Annotated in this window: 23 protein-coding genes, 1 pseudogene and 1 riboswitch; of the genes and pseudogenes, 11 read left to right on the top strand and 13 right to left on the bottom strand. The window is 71.9% G+C overall.

Annotated elements, in window-relative coordinates; all coding sequences use genetic code 11:
- Positions 1-149: 149 nt before the first annotated feature.
- Genes bioD through bioB form a run of 3 tightly spaced genes read right to left on the bottom strand, consistent with a single transcriptional unit; the run spans position 150 to position 3406 of the window.
- The gene (gene bioD, locus ACFCZF_RS06800) at positions 150-866 is read right to left on the bottom strand and encodes a dethiobiotin synthase (protein WP_376670744.1); all 717 of its coding nucleotides are present in this window, start codon (positions 864-866) and stop codon (positions 150-152) included.
- 1 nt (position 867) lies between these two features.
- The gene (locus ACFCZF_RS06795; RefSeq protein WP_376670743.1) at positions 868-2154 is read right to left on the bottom strand and encodes an adenosylmethionine--8-amino-7-oxononanoate transaminase; all 1287 of its coding nucleotides are present in this window, start codon (positions 2152-2154) and stop codon (positions 868-870) included.
- Complete coding sequence (gene bioB, locus ACFCZF_RS06790) at positions 2147-3406, bottom strand: biotin synthase BioB (protein WP_376670742.1); 1260 nt, start codon at positions 3404-3406, stop codon at positions 2147-2149. The genes ACFCZF_RS06795 and bioB overlap by 8 nt, the downstream gene beginning before the upstream one ends.
- A 150-nt stretch (positions 3407-3556) precedes the next feature.
- On the opposite strand from bioB, the gene ACFCZF_RS06785 reads away from it, so the two are divergent.
- Complete coding sequence (locus tag ACFCZF_RS06785) at positions 3557-4684, top strand: 8-amino-7-oxononanoate synthase (RefSeq protein WP_376670741.1); 1128 nt, start codon at positions 3557-3559, stop codon at positions 4682-4684.
- Positions 4685-4726: 42 nt separating this feature from the next.
- Here the strand turns inward: ACFCZF_RS06785 and ACFCZF_RS06780 are convergent, their stop codons facing one another.
- Together ACFCZF_RS06780 and ACFCZF_RS06775 are read right to left on the bottom strand one after the other, a co-directional pair.
- A complete protein-coding gene (locus ACFCZF_RS06780; protein ID WP_376670740.1) occupies positions 4727-4969 on the bottom strand; it encodes a DUF397 domain-containing protein in 243 nt (80 codons plus the stop codon).
- Positions 4970-4978: 9 nt separating this feature from the next.
- Positions 4979-5839, bottom strand: coding sequence for a helix-turn-helix domain-containing protein (locus ACFCZF_RS06775; RefSeq protein WP_376670739.1), 861 nt, complete (start codon positions 5837-5839; stop codon positions 4979-4981).
- Between the two features lie 214 nt (positions 5840-6053).
- Between ACFCZF_RS06775 and ACFCZF_RS06770 the strand changes: the two genes are divergently transcribed.
- On the top strand, positions 6054-6545 hold the full coding sequence (locus tag ACFCZF_RS06770; protein ID WP_376670738.1) for an ATP-binding protein: 492 nt from the start codon (positions 6054-6056) through the stop codon (positions 6543-6545).
- 90 nt (positions 6546-6635) lie between these two features.
- Here ACFCZF_RS06770 and ACFCZF_RS06765 read toward each other — a convergent pair whose 3' ends face one another.
- From ACFCZF_RS06765 to ACFCZF_RS06750, 4 genes are all read right to left on the bottom strand, one after another.
- Positions 6636-7109, bottom strand: a complete 474-nt coding sequence (locus tag ACFCZF_RS06765) for a C40 family peptidase (RefSeq protein WP_376670737.1) — start codon at positions 7107-7109, stop codon at positions 6636-6638.
- A 3-nt stretch (positions 7110-7112) separates the two neighbouring features.
- Positions 7113-7257: riboswitch (cyclic di-AMP (ydaO/yuaA leader) on the bottom strand.
- 370 nt (positions 7258-7627) lie between these two features.
- Positions 7628-7936, bottom strand: a complete 309-nt coding sequence (locus tag ACFCZF_RS06760) for a hypothetical protein (RefSeq protein WP_376670736.1) — start codon at positions 7934-7936, stop codon at positions 7628-7630.
- Between the two features lie 7 nt (positions 7937-7943).
- Entirely contained in the window at positions 7944-8579 is a 636-nt protein-coding gene (locus ACFCZF_RS06755) for an ATP-dependent Clp protease proteolytic subunit (RefSeq protein ID WP_376670735.1), read from the bottom strand.
- Between the two features lie 152 nt (positions 8580-8731).
- Positions 8732-9091, bottom strand: a complete 360-nt coding sequence (locus tag ACFCZF_RS06750; protein ID WP_376670734.1) for a VOC family protein — start codon at positions 9089-9091, stop codon at positions 8732-8734.
- Between the two features lie 108 nt (positions 9092-9199).
- Between ACFCZF_RS06750 and ACFCZF_RS06745 the strand changes: the two genes are divergently transcribed.
- Positions 9200-9487, top strand: coding sequence for a type II toxin-antitoxin system Phd/YefM family antitoxin (locus ACFCZF_RS06745; RefSeq protein WP_376670733.1), 288 nt, complete (start codon positions 9200-9202; stop codon positions 9485-9487).
- Between the two features lie 393 nt (positions 9488-9880).
- On the opposite strand, the pseudogene ACFCZF_RS06740 reads toward ACFCZF_RS06745, so the two are convergent.
- A pseudogene (locus tag ACFCZF_RS06740) lies at positions 9881-10873 on the bottom strand (ABC transporter permease).
- A gap of 103 nt (positions 10874-10976) precedes the next feature.
- Between ACFCZF_RS06740 and ACFCZF_RS06735 the strand changes: the two are divergent.
- The 8 genes from ACFCZF_RS06735 to ACFCZF_RS06700 all read left to right on the top strand — a co-directional run bounded on the left by ACFCZF_RS06735 (position 10977) and on the right by ACFCZF_RS06700 (position 18229).
- Positions 10977-11630, top strand: a complete 654-nt coding sequence (locus ACFCZF_RS06735; protein ID WP_376670732.1) for a TetR/AcrR family transcriptional regulator — start codon at positions 10977-10979, stop codon at positions 11628-11630.
- Positions 11631-11794: 164 nt separating this feature from the next.
- Positions 11795-12097, top strand: a complete 303-nt coding sequence (locus ACFCZF_RS06730; RefSeq protein ID WP_375905865.1) for an urease subunit gamma — start codon at positions 11795-11797, stop codon at positions 12095-12097.
- Positions 12098-12110: 13 nt separating this feature from the next.
- Positions 12111-12422, top strand: a complete 312-nt coding sequence (locus ACFCZF_RS06725; protein WP_376670731.1) for an urease subunit beta — start codon at positions 12111-12113, stop codon at positions 12420-12422.
- On the top strand, positions 12415-14136 hold the full coding sequence (locus tag ACFCZF_RS06720; RefSeq protein ID WP_376670730.1) for an urease subunit alpha: 1722 nt from the start codon (positions 12415-12417) through the stop codon (positions 14134-14136). The genes ACFCZF_RS06725 and ACFCZF_RS06720 overlap by 8 nt, the downstream gene beginning before the upstream one ends.
- Before the next feature lie 8 nt (positions 14137-14144).
- Complete coding sequence (locus ACFCZF_RS06715; RefSeq protein WP_376670729.1) at positions 14145-14819, top strand: urease accessory protein UreF; 675 nt, start codon at positions 14145-14147, stop codon at positions 14817-14819.
- A gap of 235 nt (positions 14820-15054) precedes the next feature.
- Positions 15055-15729 (top strand): urease accessory protein UreG, encoded by a 675-nt coding sequence (gene ureG / locus ACFCZF_RS06710; protein ID WP_376670728.1) that lies wholly within the window; start codon positions 15055-15057, stop codon positions 15727-15729.
- Positions 15717-16487, top strand: a complete 771-nt coding sequence (locus tag ACFCZF_RS06705) for an urease accessory protein UreD (protein ID WP_376670727.1) — start codon at positions 15717-15719, stop codon at positions 16485-16487. The genes ureG and ACFCZF_RS06705 overlap by 13 nt, the downstream gene beginning before the upstream one ends.
- 110 nt (positions 16488-16597) lie before the next feature.
- Positions 16598-18229 (top strand): alpha/beta hydrolase, encoded by a 1632-nt coding sequence (locus tag ACFCZF_RS06700; RefSeq protein ID WP_376670726.1) that lies wholly within the window; start codon positions 16598-16600, stop codon positions 18227-18229.
- 58 nt (positions 18230-18287) lie between these two features.
- On the opposite strand, the gene ACFCZF_RS06695 is transcribed toward ACFCZF_RS06700, so the two are convergent.
- From ACFCZF_RS06695 to proP, 3 genes are all read right to left on the bottom strand, one after another.
- Entirely contained in the window at positions 18288-19322 is a 1035-nt protein-coding gene (locus ACFCZF_RS06695; RefSeq protein ID WP_376670725.1) for an NAD-dependent epimerase/dehydratase family protein, read from the bottom strand.
- Positions 19323-19389: 67 nt separating this feature from the next.
- Positions 19390-20112, bottom strand: a complete 723-nt coding sequence (locus tag ACFCZF_RS06690) for a lysophospholipid acyltransferase family protein (RefSeq protein ID WP_376670724.1) — start codon at positions 20110-20112, stop codon at positions 19390-19392.
- Between the two features lie 194 nt (positions 20113-20306).
- Positions 20307-21821, bottom strand: a complete 1515-nt coding sequence (gene proP, locus ACFCZF_RS06685; protein ID WP_375920743.1) for a glycine betaine/L-proline transporter ProP — start codon at positions 21819-21821, stop codon at positions 20307-20309.
- Between the last annotated feature and the right edge of the window lie 120 nt (positions 21822-21941).

Raw genomic sequence — 21941 nt, 5'->3', positions numbered from 1 at the left:
GGTGGTGCCGCCAGGGCCCGGGTCTCCGGCCGGTGAAGGTCGGCTGCGCCGGTGGGCGTGTCTGTCGGCTCCGGAACCGGTCCGGGGCCCCGGTGCCGCCGCCGGCGCGGTGCTCCGGAGGTGGAGGTGGCCGACCTACAAGGGCCCCGTCAGGGCGCCTCCCGGGACCGGAACGCGTCCGCGTCCCACGTGCCCTCCAGCCGGGGCGCCAGCCAATGCGGTGCCGTCGACCGGAAGGCGGCCGGCGGGAGGGAGCCCGCGCCGGCGGGCAGGGCGCCGAGCAGGGGAGCGCCGGCGACGTCCGGGAGGTCCGCGAGATTGCAGCGCGAGGCGAGGTCCGGGGCCCCGGGCCAGCTGCCGATCACGACGCCCGGCAGCTCCAGCCCACGGGAGCGCAGCTCACGCGCCGTCAGTTCCGTCGTGTTCAGCGTGCCCAGCCCGGCCGACGCCACCAGCAGCACCGGCGCTCCGAGGAGCCCGGCGACGTCCGCCAGCGTCCCGCCGGCCGCGTCGAAGCGCACGAGCAGGCCGCCCGCGCCCTCGACCAGCACCAGGTCGTGCTCGGTCGCCAGCTTGTCCGCGGCCTCCGCCACCTCCTCGGGGTGCACCGGCGCCCGGCCGGCCCGCCGCGCGGCCGTACCCGGCGCCAACGGCTCCGGATACCGGGCCACTTCGGCGGCCGTCACGGCGCCCGCGAGGCGCGCCACCTCCTGGGCGTCCCCCGGCTCGTCCGGCCGTACGCCCGTCTGCGCGGCCTTCAGCACGGCCACCGACCGGCCGCCCGCCAGCGCCGCCGCGGCGACGGCCGCGGTCACGACCGTCTTGCCGATCTCCGTGCCCGTGCCCGTGATCACCAGTACCGGCATGTCATCCCTCCCGTGCCGCCGCGCACACCGCGCGGGCGATCCGTGCCACGTCCACGTCGCCCGTGACGTACGGCGGCATGGTGTAGATCAGGTCGCGGAACGGCCGCAGCCACACGCCCTCGCGCACGGCCGCCTCCGTCGCCGCCCGCATGTCGACGGCGTGGTCGAGCTGGACCACCCCGATCGCCCCGAGGACGCGTACGTCCGTCACGCCCGGCAGCGCGGCGGCGGGCGCCAGCCCGTCACGCAGGCCCGCCTCGATCCGCTTGACCTCCCCGAGCCAGTCCTGGCCGAGGAGCAGCCCGATGGAGGCGCAGGCCACGGCCGCCGCCAGCGGATTGCCCATGAACGTCGGCCCGTGGGCCAGCACCGGCACCTCGCCCCGCGAGATGCCCTCGGCCACCCGTGACGTGCACAGCGTGGCCGCCATCGTCAGGTAGCCGCCGGTCAGCGCCTTGCCCACGCACATCACGTCCGGCGTCACCGCCGCGTGCTCCGCCGCGAACAACGCGCCCGTACGTCCGAACCCGGTCGCGATCTCGTCGAACACCAGCAGCACGCCGTGTGCGTCGCACGCCTCCCGCAGTACCCGCAGATACGCGGGGGAGTGGAACCGCATCCCGCCCGCGCCCTGCACCACCGGCTCGACGATCACCGCGGCCAGTTCGTCGGCGTGCCGCTCGATCAGCGCGCGCAGGTGATCCGCGTACGACTCCTCGTACTCCGCCGGCGGCGCGTCCGCGAAGACCTGGCTCGGCAGGACGCCCGCCCACAGCTCGTGCATCCCGCCCTCGGGGTCGCACACCGACATGGGCTGCCAGGTGTCGCCGTGATAGCCGCCGCGCCAGGTCAGCAGGCGGCGCTTGGCGGGGCGGCCCAGCGAGCGCCAGTACTGCAGGCACATCTTCACCGCGACCTCGACCGACACCGACCCGGAGTCGGCGAGGAAGACGTGCTCCAGGCCCTCGGGCGTCATGTCGACAAGCAGCTTCGCCAGCCGCACGGCGGGCTCGTGGGTGAGCCCGCCGAACATCACATGGCTCATCCGCTCCAGCTGGTCGCGCGCGGCCTCGTTCAGCACCGGGTGGTTGTAGCCGTGGATCGCCGACCACCAGGACGACATGCCGTCGACGAGTTCGCCCGAGCCGTCGGCCGGACGCAGCCGCACTCCGCTCGCCGACTCCACGACGAGCGGGTCCTGCCGGCCCGGCATGGGTCCGTACGGATGCCAGACGTGCCGCCGGTCGAGCGCCAGCAGTTCGTCCACCGTCAACGCGGGCTCAGGCATTGGGCGCGAGGTCCGTGCCGGCACCACGACGGCGTACGGCGACCAGGTCCGTACGGGCTTCGCCGGCCACCGCCGGTTCGGCGGGCGCGCCGGTCCTGCGGCCGGCCTCGGCCGGGACGGACCCGCACACACCGCCGTCGGCGTGCGACCCGCAGCCCCCGCCCTCGGCGTGCGATCCGCAGGCACCGCCGTCCGCGTGCGACCCGCACGAGCCGCCTGCGTGCGACCCGCACGCGCCCCGCTCCGCCGCCCGGTGCTCCGGCAGGGTCACCTCGCCGGCGCCCTCCACCTCGAACCCGGCGTCCGCGATCATCTCCAGGTCGGCATGTCCCGCCTGCCCCTCGCTGGTGAGGTAGTCGCCGAGGAAGATGGAGTTGGCCAGGTTCAGGGCGAGCGGCTGCATCGTGCGCAGGTGGACCTCGCGCCCGCCCGCGATGCGCACCTCGACGTCCGGGCAGACGAACCGCGTCATCGCCAGGATGCGCAGGCACCGCTGCGGGGTGAGGTGCCACTCCTTGGCCAGCGGCGTGCCCTCCATCGGGATCAGGAAGTTGACCGGCACCGAGTCCGGGTCCAGCTCACGCAGCGAGAAGACCACGTCGACCAGGTCCTCGTCGCTCTCGCCCATGCCCGCGATGAGTCCCGAGCAGGCGGACAGCCCGGCCGCGTGCGCCTTGGTCACCGTGTCCACCCGGTCGGCGTACGTGTGCGTGGTGGTGATGTCCCCGTACGTCGCCTCGGACGTGTTGAGGTTGTGGTTGTAGGCGTCGGCGCCCGCATCGCGCAGCCGCTCCGCCTGGCCGTCGGAGAGCAGGCCCAGGCAGGCGCAGACCTCGACGGCCTCGTTCTGCTCTTTGATGGCCTTGATGGTGTCCGAGACCCGGTCCACGTCCCGGTCGGTCGGACCGCGTCCGCTGGCCACCAGGCACACCCGCTTGGCGCCCCCGGCCACGCCCGCGGCGGCGGCCTGCGAGGCCTGGTCGGGCTTGAGCCACGTGTACTTGAGGATCTCGGCCTTGGAGCCGAGCCGCTGCGAGCAGTAGGAGCAGTCCTCGGGACACAGGCCCGACTTGAGGTTGACGAGATAGTTGAGTTTCACCCGTCGGCCGAACCAGTGGCGGCGCACCTTGCCGGCCGCGGCCACCACATCGAGCAGGTCGTCGTCGGAAGTGGCGAGGACGGCAAGAGCCTCCTCGCGGGTCGGCGACTCGCGCCGAAGCCCCTTGTCCACCAGCGTGTTCAGCAGGTCCATGAGAGCCGATCCTGTCCTAAGGGGCCGCCCGGGGCCAAGGAGAGTTTGCACAACACTGACAGATCGCCGTGTGGGTATTGCCACACCTCGCGGGGGCTGCCGTGCCGCTAATGTCTGTCCACTGCCTACAAAACGACGGAGGACCGACCCATGGCGTTCGGCTGGATCGACGAGCAGGCCCAGGCGCGCCGCCGGGCCGGGCTCGTACGAATTCTGCGCCCCCGCCCGGCCGACTCGCCGCTGCTGGACCTGGCGAGCAACGACTACCTCGGCCTGGCCCGGCACCCGGAGGTCACCGAGGGGGCGGTCCGGGCCGCGCGGACCTGGGGCGGCGGTGCGACCGGCTCCCGGCTCGTGACCGGCACGACCGAACTCCACGCCGAGCTCGAACGCGAACTGGCCGCCTACTGCGGATTCGAGGCCGCGCTCGTCTTCTCCTCCGGCTACGCGGCCAACCTCGCCGCGGTCACCGCGCTGGCGCCGCACGGCTCCCTCGTCGTCTCCGACGCGGGCAACCACGCCTCGCTGATCGACGGCTGCCGACTCGCGCGCGGGACGACCCAGGTCGTGGCGCACGCCGACCCGGACGCCGTGCGCAAGGCACTGGCGACGCACGACGGGCCCGCCGTCACCGTCTCCGACACGGTCTTCTCGGTCGACGGCGACGCCGCGCCGCTGGCCGGGCTCGCCGAGGTGTGCCGGGAGCACGGTGCCGGGCTGGTCGTCGACGACGCCCACGGCCTCGGGGTCCTCGGCGACGGCGGCCGGGGCGCCCCGCACGCGGCGGGGCTCGCGGGCGCCGACGACGTCGTCGTGACGGTGACGCTGTCCAAGTCGCTCGGCAGTCAGGGCGGCGCCGTGCTCGGCCCCGCCCGGGTGATCGACCACCTGGTCAACGCGGCCCGGACGTTCATCTTCGACACCGGCCTCGCCCCCGCGGCGGCGGGCGCGGCGCTGGCGGCGCTCACCCTGCTGCGCCGAGAGCCCGAGCGGGCGGCGCGGGCACGCGAGGTGGCGGCGGAACTGCACGCACGCCTGACCGCCCTCGGGCTTTCGGCGGTACGTCCGGACGCCGCGGTCGTCTCGGTGCGGGCGCCGTCCCCGGAGGGGGCCGTACGGTGGGCGGCCGACTGCCGTGCGGCCGGCCTGTCCGTGGGCTGCTTCCGCCCTCCTTCCGTACCCGACGGCGTCTCACGGCTCAGGCTGACCGCTCGTGCGGACCTCTCCGGGGAACAGATCGAACGCGCTGTACGGGTGATCGGCGAAACGCGACCATGAGTCGGCGTGACACGGCCGTGCCTCGCCCGGCGCCCAACCGGTTCAGTCGCGGTGGACGGCGGCCGTGAACATCGCCCAGCTCCCGGGGGAGAAGAGCAGCGCGGGCCCGGCCGGGTCCTTGGAGTCCCGCACGGCGAGCAGTCCGGCCCAGGGGCCGGCCGACGGCCGGGCCGTCTCCACGCAGTTGTTCGCTCCCGTGCTGTAGCTGCTGCGCAGCCACCGCACGTCGTGCAGATCGGTGCCGGCAGGGATGTTCCGACAGAGTGCGGACGGTGAGCCTGACATGGTGCCTCCTTACGCGCCTGCCGCGGTCGCGGCGATGAAGTCCAACGAGTCCTCGGGCGAAAGGGCATGGATCAGAAGGGCGTTGAAGGCCTCGGTATAGGCCTCTAGGTCTTCTTTCCGTTCGAGATGCAGGCTACTCGTCAAGTGGTCGAGAACAACCACGTCCAGATCAGAAGTGCTCGAAAAAGAGAAGATTACGAAAGGGCCGGTGACACCGATGTGCGCCCCGGCGGCAAACGGCAGTACCTGGAGCCGGACATGGGGGAGACGCGCGGCCTCGACCAGTCGCTCCAGCTGACGGGACATGACATCGGGGCCGCCCACCTCCCGGCGCAGCACCGCCTCGTCCAGAACCGCGCTCAGCAGCAGCGGCGGCTGCGCCCGCAGTACGTCCTGCCGGGCCAGCCGGACCTCCACCAGCGTGTCCAGCCGCTCCTCCGGCAGCCCGTCCGCCGCGGCGCGCGTCACCGCGCGGGCGTACTCCGGTGTCTGCAGCAGCCCGGGGACCACCGTGGTCTCCAGCGTGCGCATCGCGCTCGCCTGGGACTCCAGGCTGATGAAATCGCGGTAGGCCGGGGGCAGTACCCCACGATAGGCGTGCCACCAGTGGTTCCGGCCGACCGCGTCGTCGGAGCCCGCCAGCATCTCCAGCAGCTCCCGCAACTGGTCGTCGTCCACGCCGTAGGCGTCCAGCAGTAACCGCACGTCGGCCGGTTTCGCCCCGCTCGTCCCGGTCTCGATCCGGCTGACCTTCGACTGGTGCCAGCCCACCAGCCGGGCCGCCTCGCCGCTGGTGATACCCGCCGACGTGCGCAGGGCGCGCAGTTCCGCGCCCAGCTTCCGACGGCGCACCACGGGACCGTGCTGCATCGGCCACCCCCTTACTCCTTATGGGCCGCCCAAATACGCTCTGCCGTCGCAGAGTTCACCGCTTTGAGCGACAGATATATGCATATCTTGGTGGATCGCCGCCCTTCACCGGCCCGGTGATGGCAGTCTGGCGGCGAAGCACCAGTCCGGGACCGTACTCGAACCATCCGCTCCGTGTCCGGCTGCGGTCCCGTGGGAAAGGGACGACGTCGCCATGGCAGACCATCTGGAAGCATCCGTCACTCTGCCGAGCGATCCCGCCTCGGTGGCCGCCGCGCGTACCTATGTGGTCGGGACTCTGGCGGAGTGGGGCCTGCCGCCGGACACCGACGTGTCCGAAACCGTCCGGCTCATCGTCTCCGAGCTGACGACCAACGCGGTCCAGCACACGTTCGGACAATCGCCCACCTTCACCGTGGACCTCGTGCTCGACCGTGACGAGCGGCTGCGCATCGGTGTCACCGACAGCCACCCGCGGTTCCCCAAGCGCCTGCCCGCCGCCGTCCAGCAGGACAACGGCCGCGGCATGGTGATCATCCGCTGGCTGACGGCGGAGTGCGGCGGCAAGCTGAGAGTGCGGCCCACGCGCGAGGGCGGCAAGACCGTCTCCATCGAACTGCCCTGGGCGCCGCCGGGCGGTCCGGTGCCCACCGAACCGGCCACGGTCGTCGGGCAGGCCGTGGGAAGCCAGGAGCCGCAGCGGTGAGGCGCCGACGGCACGAGGCGCGCCCCAGGCGCATACCGCGCACCCGAGGGGGTGACGGCGGGTCAGGGCGCCGTCACCCCCTCGGGCGGGCTACTTGACCCGGCCGTACCAGACGCTGCCGGTCCAGATCTTCTGCAGACGCACCACGTCCCCGGTCTTCGGGGCGTGCCAGATCTTGCCCTTCCCGGCGTAGATGCCGACGTGGTAGACGCTGCGGCCCGAGTGGAAGAACACCAGGTCCCCGGTCTTGCGGTTCTTGGCGGAGATGTGACGGGTCTTGTTGTACTGCTGGGCGGCGGTGCGCGGCAGCTTCTTGCCGGCCTTCTTGAACGAGTACAGCGTCAGCCCCGAACAGTCGAACCTGCTTGGTCCGACGGCGCCCCATTTGTATGGCGCGCCCTTCTTGGAGGCGGCGATCTTGAGGGCCTTCGTCGCATGGCTCGCCGCGGCCGCCTCGGAGGCGGCGCCGGGGACCACTACGGAACCGCCCACGGCGGCGAGGGTGAGGGCCGAGGCCGTACCGGCACGGGCCATCAGCGACGGGACACGATTGAGCGCGGACATGCGCAACCCTTCGTCAGCCGCCTGTGAAGGATGACCTGTCGGATTCGGGCTGGCGAAGTTGCCCGGCCGCACGAGTGCGGCTTCACCCCAAGGGCTGCTCGGCCCGGCGCGTCTCCCGCAGAGACGACCGTTCCGGCGACCCGTCGTGCTCGGGTCCTCCACTCCTGCCGATCCACTCCTGTCGACCGGTCGTCCGGGCGGCGGCAGGACTCGGCGTCCGCCCGGACCGCCCCGCCGCTGCGGCGGGGGCTTGTCGTCAGTCACGGATCTTGTCTCGCCCCATGGGGAATTCCCAACGGAACGTGCCCTTTGTGTTGTTACTCACCACTCACCCGTTCGGGTGGACGCCTCTGTGTTCGAGTCACCGGTGGGTGTGGTGACGACCCCGGGACCAGCGACGCAGTGGCTCATCGCGCTGTCCGGACACGCGGGTCGCGCAAGCTCGGCCGGTCGGAAATCGGAGGTGTTCCTACGCCGAAAGGCGGTAAGCCGTTTGGTCCGTTTCGACTCCTGGCGCCTCAACTGTAGGAACAGGGCGGTAGACCGACTCGCGCCGTCCGCCGTTCACCGTCCAGCACGCGCAGCGCCCGGGCCAGGGTCGTGGCGTGCAACTCCGTCTCGCTCCGCCGGTGCATCAGCGCCAGCGCGTCGCGCAGGGCGGCCGCCTTGCCGACCAGCGCCTGGGCGGCCCGCAGTCCGCGGTAGGTGTCGCCCTCCCGCGCGGGGTTGATGCGCCCGAGCAGGTCGACGACGTCCAGGTAGCGGTCGATCAGCTCGGCCTCGGCGCGGGCCAGGGCGGGCAGAGGCGGCAGTTCCGGTGGCAGCATCGCCGGATCACCTCGCGCCGGATGCCGGGGACATGGTCCTGCGGCTGGGTACGATCCGGTCCACCAGGCCGTACTTCAGAGCCTGTTGTGCGTCCAGGACGGTGTCCCGCTCGATGTCCGCGCTCACCTGCTCGGGACTGCGGCCCGTGTGCCGTACGAGAATTTCCTCCAGGCGGGCGCGGACGCGGATCAACTCGTCGGCCTTGATTGCCAGGTCGCTCGCCTGTCCCTCCACCGGGACGGTGAGCGCGGGCTGATGGATGACCACCCGTGCGCCCGGCAGGACGGCGCGCTTGCCGGGCGTGCCCGCCGCCAGCAGTACCGCGGCGGACGAGCCGGCCTGTCCGAGGCAGGTCGTCTCCACGTCGCAGGCGACGTAGCGCATGGTGTCGTAGATCGCCGTCATCGCGGTGAAGGAGCCGCCGGGCGAGTTGATGTAGAGCGCGATGTCCCGGTCCGGGGCCTGGTGTTCCAGGTACATGAACTGCGCCATCACGTCGTTCGCGGAGGTCTCGTCGACCGGTGTCCCGAGGAAGACGATCCGCTCCTCCAGCAGCTTCGAGTACGGGTCCGTCGTCCGGCTCCCGGTACTCGTGCGCTCGGTGAACTCGGGCAGGACGTGACGGGCGGACGGTCGGGTCATGGCGAACCCCTCCTCGTGGCAGGACCGTGTTCGGCTGCACTGTCTCCTGAAAAAATGTACAGGACGTACGTTAGGAGGGTGGAGGAATCGCGGGGGGTCGCGCGTTCGCCGGCAGCGGAAGGAACCTTCGGGGGATCGGTGGGGGGCCGCGTTCAACCCTCGTGCGGGGGCTCGTGCAGTCCGAAGGAGGAGCCCTGATCGTCCCGGCACAGCGCGAACCGGCCGAACCGGGCCACCGACTCCGCGTCCTCCTCGCCGAGGTCCTGGACCGAGCCGCCCAGTCTCCGCACCCTGGCCACGGCGGCGTCCAGGTCGTCGACCCGGAAGAAGAGGTACGGGGAGGCTCCCGCGTCACCGCCGTGCAGGCCGCCCGGCACACCGCCGGTGCCGATGGAGAACCCGCGCCCCGTGGGGCCGGCTTCGAGGGCCCAGTCGAACAGGCCGCCGTAGAAGACGCGCCCGCGCTCGGGGTCGGCCACGCCGAGTTCGAAGAAGGACGGTTCGCCTGCCATGGGGTACCTCCCGGGGCCGGTGGCCTGTGCTCGCCCCCCGTCCCCATCGTCCTCCCCGCCGAACGGCGGCGCAGCCGGTCGTCGCGAGGTGAACCGTAAGCTGGGGGCATGGCCTACGAGATTCCGGTGACGCAAGCCAGGGCTGAGCTCGCCGACCTGATCAACCGGGTGGTGTACGGCGGTGAACGCGTCGTCGTGACGCGCCACGGCAAGCCTCTCGTCGCCCTCGTCTCCGCCGCCGACCTCGAGCGTCTGGAGGAACTCCGGGAAGCGCCGGAGGACCAGGTGATCACCTCGGTCACCGGAGTCCGGGACGCCGCCGCCTCCGCCTCCGCGCCCCGCGAGCCGCACCGTTTCGGCATCGCGGCGGAACACCGGGGGCCGAACCCGACGTAGCGCCTGTCCGCCGGATCAGGTCACGGACGTGGGGCCGGCACGCCTTCGCGTACCGGCCCCACGGGATGATCAGGCCCCGCACGCCGGGGTGACCAGACCCTGCTCACCGGCGCGGACCGGCGCGGACCGGCGCAGACCGGCCGCCGCCTTCCCGCGACCTGACCCGCAGGACGGGCCCCGGCCGTTTTGATCCCGAGCGCCCTTGACCCGGTCGGCTGTGCATTGGCTGAAGGGCGTGAGCGTTGTCCCGGTGGCGTTGTCGTCGGCCGTGGCCGCTCGAAACTGGCCCGCTCGCCGGCGCTGATCGGGCGTCGCCGGTCTCCCGCGACGTGGCCCGCCGGACGGGCCCCGGCTGTATCGGTCCCGGGCGTCGTTGACGCCGGCCGGCCTCGCTCAGGCGGCCGCTGCCGGCGCCGGGGCCCGGTCGGGCACCGTCGAGTCGCCCTGCGTGCGCTGTCGCAGTGCGCCGCCGAGCCGTACCGCGCACAGGCCCAGTACGGCCCACCACGTGAGCGTCAGTGCGGGGCCGGCGGCCGCGGCGCCGTCGAAGAAGGACACCGAGCGCAACAGTGAGGCACCCGCGCCCGGCGGCAGCCACTGGCCGATCGCGCCGGCCGGCTGGGGCAGCATCTCCGGCGCCGAGGACGCTCCCGAGAAGGGGTTGCCCAGCAGCATCATCACGGCCCCGCCCAGCCCGAGACCGGCACGTCCGAGCAGCGCCCCGAGCCCGGCGATGCCCGCGCCGACGGCCAGGGTCGACAGCCCGAACACGCCGGCCACGGCCCACCAGTCACCGGTGACCACCCCGAGCCAGCTGTGCGCGATCGCCGCCGCGACCAGGCCGGTCAGCGCGGCCGCGCCGACCAGTGCAGCGACCGCGCGGGCGCCGCGCAGCCCCAGCAGGGTCGCCACCGCGCCCGTCGCGATCCCGGCCAGCGCCAGCGGCAGCACGCTCGCGCCGAAGGCCGCGCCGCGCGGGTCCGCCTCGGGAGCGGGCACCACATCGACGACCTGGACCGGAGTCCCCGCGCCGGTGGACGCCTGCCCGGTGACCGCCTGCCGCAGCAGCTGGTCGACGGCGGGGCCCGCCGCGGACGCCGTGAGCAGCTTCGGGCCCCGCTCGCCGGCGATGACCGCGCCGTACACGGTCCGGTCCTCGACGGCACCGCGGGCCGCGTCCTCGTCGGCGTAGCGGTGGATCTCGAAGGCGCCCTCGCGCTGGTCGAGCCGCTGCTCCACCTGCGCGACCGCGGCGGGTGGCCCCGCCACACCGAGCGGCAGATCCCGGGGCGCCGTGCGGGCGGCCGGCCAGGCGAAGGCCTACAGGGCCAACGCCACCAGCACGGGAACCAGGACGATCACGGCGATCATGCGACGGCTGTCCATGAGGACTCCTGCCAAAAAGAAGGATCGTTCGTTTTACCTGTCACCACCGTGCGACCGGTCCGGCTTCCTTGTCAAGAAGGAACGTTCGTTTTAGGTTGGTGCCATGGCCCGCGTATCCCAGGAACACCTCGACGCCCGCCGCCGGCAGATCCTCGACGGCGCCGCGCTCTGCTTCGCCCGCAACGGCTTCCACGCCACGTCGATGCAGGACGTGCTGAAGGAGGTCGACCTCTCGGCAGGTGCCGTCTACCGCTACTTCAGCGGCAAGGAGGAGCTGATCGAGGCCATCGTCACCGAGGTGCTGGGCGCCATCCGGGACGTGTACGAGCGCGCGGCGCGGGAGGACCCGCCGGCCATGCCCGACGAGCTCATCGCCCGCACCCTGGCGCACATGGCGCGGGAGCGGCCGGCGCTGACGGAAGACGGCCGGTGGCTGTTCCCGCGGCTCATGATCCAGGCCTGGACCGAGACGCTGCGCAACGAGACGCTGTCCGCCCTCCTCGACGAGGGCTTCGCCAAGGTCCTCGCGTCCTGGGCGAAGGTCGTCGTCCGCTATCAGGAAGCGGGCATGATGCGCGACGACGTCGACCCGGACGCCGTGGCCCGGACGCTGATGGCGACGGTGCAGGGCTTCGGGGCCCAGTACGCGCTGTTCGGCAGCTTCTCCCCGGAAGCTCTCCAGGCGGGCGTGCGGGGGTTGTTGAGCATGCGGGAGGCCGCCGACGGCACCGGTAATCAGTCGGTCAAAAAGGCGTGACGCGGCGGAAACACTGAAACCCTACTCTCACCCCGTCCACCTGCGGTTTTTGGGTCACCGGCGTGCGCGCTCCCGCGCATTGATGTGTGTTACATCTAGAGCCGTCGCGGTGGACGCGGCAGCCGGACCGTCCGGTCCCGGCGTCATGCCCTGTGAGGTGGTAAATGCAACTGACCCCGCACGAGCAGGAGAGACTGCTCATCCATGTGGCCGCGGACGTGGCGGAGAAGCGCCGCGCCCGAGGTGTGAAACTCAACTACCCCGAGGCCGTCGCGCTGATCACCTCGCACCTCCTCGAAGGCGCCCGGGACGGTCGCACGGTCGGCGAACTCATGGCCTCCGGACGCAAGTTGCTCCAGCGTGACGAGGTCATGGAGGGCATCCCCGAGATGATCCACGACGTGCAGGTCGAGGCCACCTTCCCCGACGGCACCAAGCTGGTCACCGTCCACGATCCGATCATCTGACGGGGCGGCAGTCATGATTCCCGGAGAGATCCTCTTCGCCGACGAGCCGGTCGCCTTCAACGAGGGGTGCGAGACCACCCGCCTGACCGTGCTCAACACCGCCGACCGGCCGGTCCAGGTCGGCTCCCATTACCACTTCGCCGAGGCCAACCCCGGTCTTGACTTCAACCGTGAGGCGGCTCACGGCATGCGGCTCAACATCGCCGCCGGCACCGCCGTCCGGTTCGAGCCCGGCATCCCGGTCGACGTGGAACTCGTCCCCCTCGCGGGTGCCCGCGTCGTCATGGGTCTGCGCGGCGCGACCGGAGGTGCCCTCGATGCCTGAACTGGCCCGTCCCGCCTACGCCGACCTGTTCGGCCCGACCACCGGCGACCGCGTCCGCCTCGCCGACACCGACCTTCTCGTCGAGATCGAGGAGGACCGCTCGGGCGGCCCCGGCCGCTCCGGCGACGAAGCCGTCTTCGGCGGCGGCAAGGTGCTGCGCGAGTCCATGGGCCAGTCCCGTGCCACCCGCGCCGACGGCACCCCCGACACCGTTGTCACCGGCGCCGTGATCATCGACCACTGGGGCATCGTCAAGGCCGACATCGGCATCCGCGACGGCCGGATCACCGCCATCGGCAAGTCCGGCAACCCGGACACCATGGACGGTGTCCACCCCGACCTCGTCATCGGCCCTGAGACGGAGATCATCGCGGGCAACGGCAAGATCGTCACCGCCGGCGGCATCGACACGCACGTCCACTTCATCGCGCCGACCGCCGTCGACGAGGCCCTCGCCTCCGGCGTCACCACCCTGATCGGCGGCGGCACCGGCCCCGCCGAGGGCAGCAAGGCGACCACCGTCACCCCCGGTTCCTGGCACCTCGCGCGGATGTTCGCCGCCCTGGAGTCCAGCCCCGTCAACATCGGCTTCCTGGGCAAGGGCAGCACCATGTCCAAGGAGTCCATGCGCGACCAACTCCGCGCCGGCATCCTCGGCTTCAAGATCCACGAGGACTGGGGTGCCACCCCGGCCGTCATCTCCGCCTGCCTGGACGTGTGCGAGGAGTCCGGTGTCCAACTCGCCGTCCACACCGACACCCTGAACGAGGCGGGCTTCGTCGGCGACACCTTCGACGCCGTCGCCGGCCGCACCCTGCACGCCTTCCACGTCGAGGGCGCCGGCGGCGGCCACGCACCTGACATGATCACGGCGGTCTCGCTGCCCAACATGCTGCCCGCGTCCACCAACCCGACCCGGCCGCACACCGTCAACACCGTCGAGGAACACCTCGACATGCTGATGGTCTGCCACCACCTGAACCCCGCGGTCCCCGAGGACCTGGCCTTCGCGGAGTCCCGCATCCGGCCCAGCACCATCGCGGCCGAGGACATCCTGCACGACATGGGAGCCATCTCCGTCATGTCGTCGGACGCCCAGGCCATGGGCCGCATCGGAGAGGTGATCCTGCGGACCTGGCAGACCGCGCACGTGATGAAGCGGCGCCGGGGCTTCCTGCCCGGCGACACCCGCGCCGACAACCTGCGCGCCCGTCGCTATGTCGCCAAGTACACCATCAACCCCGCCGTCGCCCAGGGCATCGAGCACGAGGTCGGCTCCGTCGAGACGGGCAAGCTCGCCGACCTGGTGCTCTGGGACCCGCGGTTCTTCGGAGTGAAGCCGCAGTTGGTGCTCAAGGGCGGCCAGATCGCGTACGCGCAGATGGGTGACGCCAACGCCTCCATCCCCACGCCGCAGCCGGTCCTGCCGCGCCCGATGTTCGGCGCGCTCGGCTCGGCGCCCGCCGCCAACTCGGTCGCCTTCGTGGCGGAGGCGACCATCGAGGCCGGGCTGCCGGAACGACTCGGTCTCGGGCGTGCGTTCGTGCCCATCCGGTCGACCCGCGGCCGTACCAAGGCCGACATGCGGCAGAACGACGCCCTGCCACGAGTCGAGGTCGCCGCGGACTCCTTCGCGGTGACCATCGACGGCGAACTCGTCGAATCCGCACCCGTCACCGAACTGCCGCTCGCACAGCGGTACTTCCTCTTCTGAGCGCCGGTATGAGCCGCGCGACACTGCTCGTCCTCGCGGACGGCCGCTTCCCCGCCGGAGGGCACGCCCACTCCGGCGGGGCGGAGGCCGCCGTCCGGGCGGGACGCATCACGGACGCCGCGAGCCTGGAGGAGTTCTGCCGGGGGCGGCTGCACACGAGCGGGGCCGTCGCGGCCTCCCTCGCGGCAGCCGCGGCCCTCGGCGTCGACCCCGGCGAGCTCGACCTGGCCGCGGACGCCCGCACTCCGTCACCCGCGCTGCGGGTGGCGGCACGCAGGCTCGGGCGGCAGCTCATGCGGGCTGCCCGTGCCACCTGGCCGCATCCCGAACTCGACGCGCTGGCGCGGCGCTTGCCCAAGGGTGCCCACCAGCCCGTCGTCCTCGGGCTGACCGCCCGCGCGGCCGGGCTCGGGCCGCTGGACGCGGCGTACTGCTCCGCCTACGAGGGGGTGAGCGGGCCGGCGACGGCCGTGGTGCGGCTGCTCAGCCTCGACCCGTTCGACGCGACCGGCGTGCTCGCGCGGCTCGCGCCCGACCTCGACCGGGTGGCACGGGACGCGGTGGAGGCGGGGCGGCAGGCGGTGACCGGCGGGGTCGACGTGCTGCCCGCGCGGTCGGCGCCGTTGCTGGAGATCGGGGCGGAGGCGCATGCCGCCTGGCCTGTGCGGCTGTTCGCCTCGTAGGGGCTCCGGTTCGCCCCCGCCGGCCCCTTCCCTTCCCGACCCCAGGGGCTCTGCCCCTTCGACCCCGCCAGGGGGCTGTGCCCCCTGGACCCCCGTCGGCCTGAACGGCCTCGTCCTCAAACGCCGGACGGGCTGGATACAGCCGGCCTCAGTTTTCAGACGCCGGACGGGCTGAATACAGCCGGCCTCAGTTTGTGAATGCCGAAGGGCTGAATACCGCTACAGGAGTCACAGCATGCATCTCGACCATCACCACGACCTTCCCGCCGTCTCCGCCGATGCCCACCGGCCCGACGGGCGCCGCCGTGCGCTGCGGATCGGGCTCGGCGGGCCCGTCGGGTCCGGGAAGACCGCGACCGTCGCCGCGCTCTGCCGGGCGCTGCGGGAGGAGTTGTCCCTCGCCGTCGTGACCAACGACATCTACACCCGTGAGGACGCCGAGTTCCTGCTTCGGGAGGCGGTGCTGCCGCCGGAGCGGATCAGTGCCGTGGAGACGGGGGCCTGTCCGCACACCGCGATCCGGGACGACATCTCCGCCAACCTGGAGGCCGTCGAGGATCTGGAGGACGAGGCCGGGCCGCTCGACCTGGTCCTGGTGGAGTCCGGCGGGGACAATCTCACCGCCACCTTCTCCAAGGGGCTCGTCGACGCCCAGATCTTCGTGATCGACGTGGCCGGGGGAGACGACATCCCGCGCAAGGGCGGGCCCGGGGTCACCACCGCCGATCTGCTGATCGTGAACAAGGTCGACCTCGCCCCGTACGTCGGCTCGGACCTGGCGCGCATGGCGGCCGACGCGAAGGCGCAACGCGGTGAACTACCCGTCGTCCTCCAGTCGTTGCGGAGCGAGGACGGCGTACGGGACGTCGCGGACTGGGTGCGGAACCGGATCGCCGCGTGGACCGCGTGACCACTCCGGGCGGCGTACGGGCGAGGGCGCGCGTGCTCGCCCACGGTGACGGACGCGGCGGCACCGTCCTGCCGGTGCTGGAGGGGGAGGGACCCCTCGCGGTGCGGCGGACCCGGGGGAGCGGTGCCGAGGCCCGGGTCATGCTGGTCGGCGCGATGAGCGGGCCGCTCGGCGGCGACCACTTCACGGTGGCCGCCGAGGCGGCGCGGGGCGCCCGGCTGCGGGTCGGCTCGGCCGCCGCCACCCTCGCCCTGCCCGGGCAGGACAAGGCGGGCGCGCGTTACGACGTCCGGCTCACCGTTGGCGATGACGCCGAACTGCACTGGTTGCCCGAGCAGTTGATCTCCGCGCACGGTAGTGACCTGCACGTCACCACACGTGTCGACCTCGCCGCCAACGCCCGTTTCCTGCTGCGGGAGGAACAGGTGCTCGGCCGGTCGGGTGAGGAACCGGGGCGGCTCACCAACCGTCTGACGGTACGGATCGCGGGCCGGTGCGTGCTCGACCAGGAGCTGGCCTGCGGTCCCGGCGCCCCGGGCGGCTGGGACGGTCCCGCCGGGCTGGCGGGGCACCGTGCCGTCGGACAGCTCGTCGTCGTACGCCCGGAGTTCGCGGCATGCCCACCGGCGGCGCGGAGCTTCGCCGAGGGCGTGGCGGTCATGCCGCTCGCCGGCCCCGCCGCACTGGTGACGGCCGTGGCATCGGACGCGCTGCTGCTCAGGCGGTTGCTGGAGGAGGCGTCGGACGCGCTGGGCTGAGATTCCGGCGACCGAACACTTTTCTCCGTTTATCGGATTGGCAAAGAAGTAGTACCGCCTCTGTTCTCAGGGAACGCACAGCCGGGAGGATCCCCGTACTTGTCGCAATCATGTACGGGGAGGGCCACTTGAGGAAGAGCAGACTGGGGCGCGGGACGGCGGTGTTCGGCACGGCCGGAGCGCTGGTCACGGCCACGCTGATGGCCGGCGCCGTCGCGGCGCCCGCCGCGAGCGCCGCTCCGTCCACCGGCCACGGATACGCGAAGGGCTGGGACCGCGAGGCCCGCGGCACCACCATCGCCGCGGCCCGCGCCGCCCGGGCCGGTGTCGACTGGCAGGACTGCCCCGCCGACTGGAACCTGCCCAAGCCGATCCAGTGCGGCTACGTCACGGTGCCGCTCGACTACGCCAAGCCCTTCGGCAAGCAGATCGAGATAGCCGTCGACCGCATAGGCAACACCGGCACCAAGGCCGAGCGCCAGGGCGCGCTCCTCTACAACCCCGGCGGCCCGGGCGGCTCCGGCCTGCGCTTCCCGGCCCGCGTCACCGGCAAGAGCGCGGTCTGGGCCGACGCGGCCAAGGCCTACGACTTCGTCGGCTTCGACCCGCGCGGCGTCGGCAAGTCCGCGCCCATCTCCTGCGTCGACCCGCAGGAGTTCGTCAAGGCACCCAAGATGGACCCCGTGCCCGGCTCCGAGGCCGACAAGCTCGCCCAACGCAAGCTCGCCCGTGAGTACGCCGAGGGCTGCTACGAGCGCAGCGGCGAGATGCTCCCGCACATGACCACGCCGAACACCGCGCGCGACCTCGACGTCATCCGCGCCGCGCTGGGCGAGAAGAAGCTCAACTTCCTCGGCGTCTCCTACGGCACCTACCTCGGCGCCGTCTACGGCACCCTCTTCCCGGACCACGTGCGCCGGATGGTCGTCGACAGCGTCGTCAACCCGTCCCGCGACAAGATCTGGTACCAGGCCAACCTGGACCAGGACGTCGCCTTCGAGCAGCGCTGGAAGGACTGGCAGGACTGGGTCGCGAAGAACGACGCCACCTTCCACCTCGGCGACACCCGCGCCGAGGTCCAGGAGCAGTGGCTCGAACTGCGCGCCACCGCGAAGAAGGAGCCGCTCGGCGGGGTCGTCGGCCCGGCGGAACTGATCTCCTTCTTCCAGAGCGCCCCGTACTACGACTCCGCGTGGGTGCCGGTCGCGAAGGTCTTCGGCAAGTACGTCGCCGGTGACACCCAGGCCCTCGTCGACGCCGCCGCCCCCGACCCGTCCGACACCGCGGGCAACGCCTCCGCGGAGAACGGCAACGCCGTCTACACCGCCGTGGAGTGCGCCGACGCCAAGTGGCCCACGGACTGGCGCACCTGGGACCGGGACAACACCCGGCTGCACCGCGACCACCCGTTCATGACCTGGGCCAACGCCTGGATGAACCTGCCGTGCGCCACCTGGCCGGTCAAGCAGCAGACCCCGGTGAACGTGAAGAGCGGCAAGGGTCTCCCGCCGGTGCTGATCGTCCAGTCCGAGCGGGACGCGGCCACTCCGTATGCGGGCGCCGTCGAACTGCACCAGCGGTTCAAGGGCTCGCGTCTGATCACCGAGCGGGACGCCGGTTCGCACGGCGTCACCGGCATCGTCAACCCGTGTATCAACGAGCGGGTGGACACCTACCTGCTCACCGGCAAGGTGGACGCCCGGGACGTGACCTGCGCCCCGCACGCCACACCCAAGCCGTAACGACGAGCGGGCACGAGGAGGGGGCGGCCGGTCCGACCGGCCGCCCCCTCCGCCGTGCTCAGCCCTGCCGCGCCGCCAGCCAGGTGTCCTCCGCCGCGTAGTCGAAGAGGTCGCCGTACGCGCGGAACATCTTCGGGTACGCCTCCCGCCAGTCCCGGCCGGCCAGCCGCTCCGCCAGGAAGGCGACCGTGTCCGGCAGGGTCTCGGCGTACCGGACCACCGGGCGGTAGCCCAACTGCCGTTCCGCCGCCGTCATGTCGCACACCACGGGCACGGGCACCGACCACGGCGTGTCGCCCACGCCGGCCGCGGGCGGCGGACCGTCCACCAGTACGTCCTCGGCCTCCACGCCCATCACCGCGTCGATCGCCGCCGCGATCTCCGCCACCGTAGGCGCGTCCGGATCGACCGCGTTCAGGACGCGCGTCCCCGGGCGCGGGGCGGCCAGCCGGATCAGCTCGGCGATGTTGTGCACGCTCGCCGGGTGGAAGCGGCTCGCCCCGCCGTACGCGAGGACGCGCCGACGCCTGCCGTCGAGGTTGCGCTTGACGAAGTACAGCTCGCGCGGGGTCCGGCAGTGCGGGCCGTGGATCGCGCCCGCGCGCAGCAGTGTGACGGGCAACCGGTCGCCCACCGCGAGGAGTTCCTGTTCCAGCGCCGCTTTACGGGTGCTGTACGAGGTGTCGCCGGGGCGGACCGTGCGCTGCTCCTCGGTGACCGGCACCGGGTACTCGGGGAAGCCGTCGGGCTCGGCCTGTGTGTCGAAGTTGCGGCCCTTGTCGTCCTCGTAGACCGACAGACTGGAGATCACCACCGCCGAGCCGACCCGCCCGGCGAGCGAGACCAACTGCCGCGCGTGGTCCTCCCCGAAGGCCGTCATGTCCACCAGGGCGTCACAGCCGTCACCCACCGCCGCCGACAGGGCCGCGTCGTCCTCCCGGTCGGCCCGCACCACACGTACGTCCTCCGGCCAGTCCCCGTCCCGCTCGCCGCCCCGCGAGACGGCCGTCACCTCCCAGCCGTCGCGGACCAGCGCCCCCACCGCCACCCGTCCGATCTGCCCCGTCGCTCCGACCACCACAGCACGTGTCATACAGCGACCGTAGGCGCCCGCCCGGCCACCCGGCCACGCCCTTCTGCCGACGGCAGACAACGTTCCCCTAGCGGTGCGGCAGCCGGGGGAACCTCGGCCCCTTCGCCGCCTTCGCCGCCTCCTCGGCCTTCACGTCGGCCGCGTACCGGTCGACGTACTCCTGGCCGGACAGCGTCAGGACGGCGTACATGATCTCGTCGGTGACGGCGCGCAGCACGGCCTTCTCCCGTTCCAGGCCGGCGTAGCGGGAGAAGTCCAGGGGCTCGCCGAAGCGGATCACCACGGGGTGCAGCTTCGGGATCTTCCGGCCCGGCGGCTGCGCCTCGAAGGTGCCGATCATCGCGCAGGGCACGACCGGCACCCCGGCCCTGAGCGCCATCACGGCGACGCCGACCTTGCCCTTGTACAGCCGGCCGTCGTGCGAGCGCGTGCCCTCCGGATAGATGCCGAGCAGCTCGTCCTTGCCCAGCACGCCGAGCCCCTCACGGATCGCGGCATGCCCCGCCTCCTTGCCGGTGCGGTCGACGGGGATCTGCCCGGCACTGCGGAAGAAGAACGCGGTCAGCCGGCCCTTGAGGCCCGGCCCGGTGAAGTACTCGGCCTTGGCGAGGAAGGTGATGCGCCGTCTGAGCACCGCGGGCATCAGGAAGTGGTCCGAGAACGAGAGGTGGTTGCCCGCGACGATGGCCGCCCCCGACGCCGGCACGTGGTCCAGGCCCTCGATCCGGGGGCGGAAGACGACTCTCAGCAGCGGGCCCAGCAGTACGTACTTGAGCACGTAGTAGAACACGGTGTGTCTCCCACTCTCCCGGTAGGCACGGCACGGCTCCGTGTTGGACGTCCGCGTCCGGTGATCGATCGTAGCCCGGACCGTGCCGATCGGGCCGGGCCCGGTTCAGCCCCTCTTCGATCGACCGAGACATCGACCGAGACATCGACCGGGCGGCGGGGTACGCGCCGGCCCCACCGCCCGACGACGCGTGGTCAGAACTTCGGCGTGGGGGCCTGCGACTCGACCATCTCCGCCGCCTCCTCCTGGCTCTGCACCGAGGGCGGGGAGCCTTCGAGGGGCTGCTGGGCCGTCTCCTTCATGCAGGCCACCGCCACGACACCGACCAGGGCCGCGGCCATCGCGTAGTAGGCGGGCATCATGTCGGAGCCGGTCACGCTGATCAGGGCGGTGATGACCAGCGGCGTGGTACCGCCGAACAGCGACGCGGAGAGGTTGTAGCCGACCGACAGGGAGCCGTAGCGGACGTTGGTGGGGAACATCGCCGGGAGCGCCGCGGACATCGTGCCGAGCAGGCAGACCAGGGAGAGGCCGAGCATCAGCATGCCGGCCGAGACGGCGAGCAGACTGCCGTCCTGCACCAGCACGAAGGCCGGGGCGGACAGGACGAAGAAGCTGATCATGCCGGTCATGAGGAGGGGCTTGCGGCCGTAGCGGTCGGACAGGCGGCCGACCTGGTTGATGATCAGCATCAGCAGCACCATGGTGGCCACCAGGATCATCAGGCCGTGGCTCTCGCTGTAGTGCAGCTCGTCCGAGAGATACGTGGGCATGTACGACAGCAGCATGTAGTCGGTGATGTTGTACGCGCCGACGAGCGCGATGCACAGCACCAGCTGGCGCCAGTGCGTGCGGAAGATCTTGGCGAGGTCGCCCCGAGCGGTGGTCTCCACCGCCGTCGCCGCCTCCGAGATGTGGACGTTGGAGTCCTCCAGCTTCAGGAACGCGGGCGTGTCGTCCAGCCTCAGCCGCAGGTAGATACCGACGATGCCGAGCGGCGCCGCGACGAGGAACGGGATGCGCCAGCCCCAGGCGTCCATGGTGTCGCTGCCGAGCCAGGTCGTGAGGCCGGTGACCAGACTCGCGGCGCCGGTGTACCCGGCCAGCGTGCCCAGCTCCAGGAAGCTGCCGAAGAAGCCGCGCCGCTTGTCGGGCGCGTACTCGGCGATGAACGTGGAGGCACCGCCGTACTCGCCGCCGGTCGAGAAGCCCTGGAGCAGGCGGAACAGGATCAGCAGGACGGGGGCCCAGAAGCCGATGGAGTCGTAGCTGGGGATGAGCCCGATGGCGGCGGTGCCGATCGCCATGAGGATCATCGTCAGCGCGAGCACCTTCTTGCGGCCGACCTTGTCACCCATCGGACCGAAGACCATGCCGCCGAGCGGGCGCACCAGGAACGCCACGGCGAACGTGGCGAACGAGGAGAGCAGCTGCGCGGTGTCACTCCCGGACGGGAAGAACACGCGGCCGATGGTGCCGGCGAGGTAGGCGTAGATGCCGAAGTCGAACCACTCCATGGCATTGCCCAGGGAGGCGGCCTTCACCGCTCTCTTGACCGCGGCCTCGTCCGTGACGGTGATGTCCGACCGGCGCAGCCGGGGGTTCTGCCGACGCTTGATCGCCCGGAACAGGGCCGGGTGGCGGCGGACCGCCGCGGCGTCGGATTCATGGCCGTTCTCGGTGGGGGACGTGGCGGACTCCCTTTCCACGGGCAGTCGCTCCCGGCGGAGTGCTGCTCGGTCGTACGTTTCTCAGGTCGTACCGTTCCCCCGATCATCCTGGGTATGGTCGTGACTTCAGTCATGTGGTTGAGCCGATGAGGTGGGCGG

Origin of the sequence: Streptomyces sp. NPDC056296, from assembly GCF_042268605.1 — a bacterium.
Classification (GTDB): Bacteria; Actinomycetota; Actinomycetes; order Streptomycetales; family Streptomycetaceae; genus Streptomyces.
The sequence above is the reverse complement of the archived record's forward strand: the minus strand, read 5'-3'. Positions and strand labels throughout refer to the sequence as shown.

Excerpts from the sequence above, each read along its gene's own strand:
- ACFCZF_RS06795 (WP_376670743.1), bottom strand. The coding sequence starts at position 2,154 with ATGCCTGAGCCCGCGTTGACGGTGGACGAACTGCTGGCGCTCGACCGG.
- ACFCZF_RS06755 (WP_376670735.1), bottom strand. The coding sequence starts at position 8,579 with ATGACCCGACCGTCCGCCCGTCACGTCCTGCCCGAGTTCACCGAGCGC.
- ACFCZF_RS06770 (WP_376670738.1), top strand. The coding sequence starts at position 6,054 with ATGGCAGACCATCTGGAAGCATCCGTCACTCTGCCGAGCGATCCCGCC.
- ACFCZF_RS06745 (WP_376670733.1), top strand. The coding sequence starts at position 9,200 with ATGGCCTACGAGATTCCGGTGACGCAAGCCAGGGCTGAGCTCGCCGAC.
- ACFCZF_RS06780 (WP_376670740.1), bottom strand. The coding sequence starts at position 4,969 with ATGTCAGGCTCACCGTCCGCACTCTGTCGGAACATCCCTGCCGGCACC.
- bioB (WP_376670742.1), bottom strand. The coding sequence starts at position 3,406 with ATGGACCTGCTGAACACGCTGGTGGACAAGGGGCTTCGGCGCGAGTCG.
- ACFCZF_RS06760 (WP_376670736.1), bottom strand. The coding sequence starts at position 7,936 with ATGCTGCCACCGGAACTGCCGCCTCTGCCCGCCCTGGCCCGCGCCGAG.
- ACFCZF_RS06775 (WP_376670739.1), bottom strand. The coding sequence starts at position 5,839 with ATGCAGCACGGTCCCGTGGTGCGCCGTCGGAAGCTGGGCGCGGAACTG.
- ACFCZF_RS06715 (WP_376670729.1), top strand. The coding sequence starts at position 14,145 with ATGAGCCGCGCGACACTGCTCGTCCTCGCGGACGGCCGCTTCCCCGCC.
- ACFCZF_RS06695 (WP_376670725.1), bottom strand. The coding sequence starts at position 19,322 with ATGACACGTGCTGTGGTGGTCGGAGCGACGGGGCAGATCGGACGGGTG.
- bioD (WP_376670744.1), bottom strand. The coding sequence starts at position 866 with ATGCCGGTACTGGTGATCACGGGCACGGGCACGGAGATCGGCAAGACG.
- ACFCZF_RS06730 (WP_375905865.1), top strand. The coding sequence starts at position 11,795 with ATGCAACTGACCCCGCACGAGCAGGAGAGACTGCTCATCCATGTGGCC.
- ACFCZF_RS06735 (WP_376670732.1), top strand. The coding sequence starts at position 10,977 with ATGGCCCGCGTATCCCAGGAACACCTCGACGCCCGCCGCCGGCAGATC.
- ACFCZF_RS06785 (WP_376670741.1), top strand. The coding sequence starts at position 3,557 with ATGGCGTTCGGCTGGATCGACGAGCAGGCCCAGGCGCGCCGCCGGGCC.
- ACFCZF_RS06720 (WP_376670730.1), top strand. The coding sequence starts at position 12,415 with ATGCCTGAACTGGCCCGTCCCGCCTACGCCGACCTGTTCGGCCCGACC.
- ACFCZF_RS06700 (WP_376670726.1), top strand. The coding sequence starts at position 16,598 with ATGTACGGGGAGGGCCACTTGAGGAAGAGCAGACTGGGGCGCGGGACG.
- ACFCZF_RS06725 (WP_376670731.1), top strand. The coding sequence starts at position 12,111 with ATGATTCCCGGAGAGATCCTCTTCGCCGACGAGCCGGTCGCCTTCAAC.
- ureG (WP_376670728.1), top strand. The coding sequence starts at position 15,055 with ATGCATCTCGACCATCACCACGACCTTCCCGCCGTCTCCGCCGATGCC.
- ACFCZF_RS06750 (WP_376670734.1), bottom strand. The coding sequence starts at position 9,091 with ATGGCAGGCGAACCGTCCTTCTTCGAACTCGGCGTGGCCGACCCCGAG.
- ACFCZF_RS06765 (WP_376670737.1), bottom strand. The coding sequence starts at position 7,109 with ATGTCCGCGCTCAATCGTGTCCCGTCGCTGATGGCCCGTGCCGGTACG.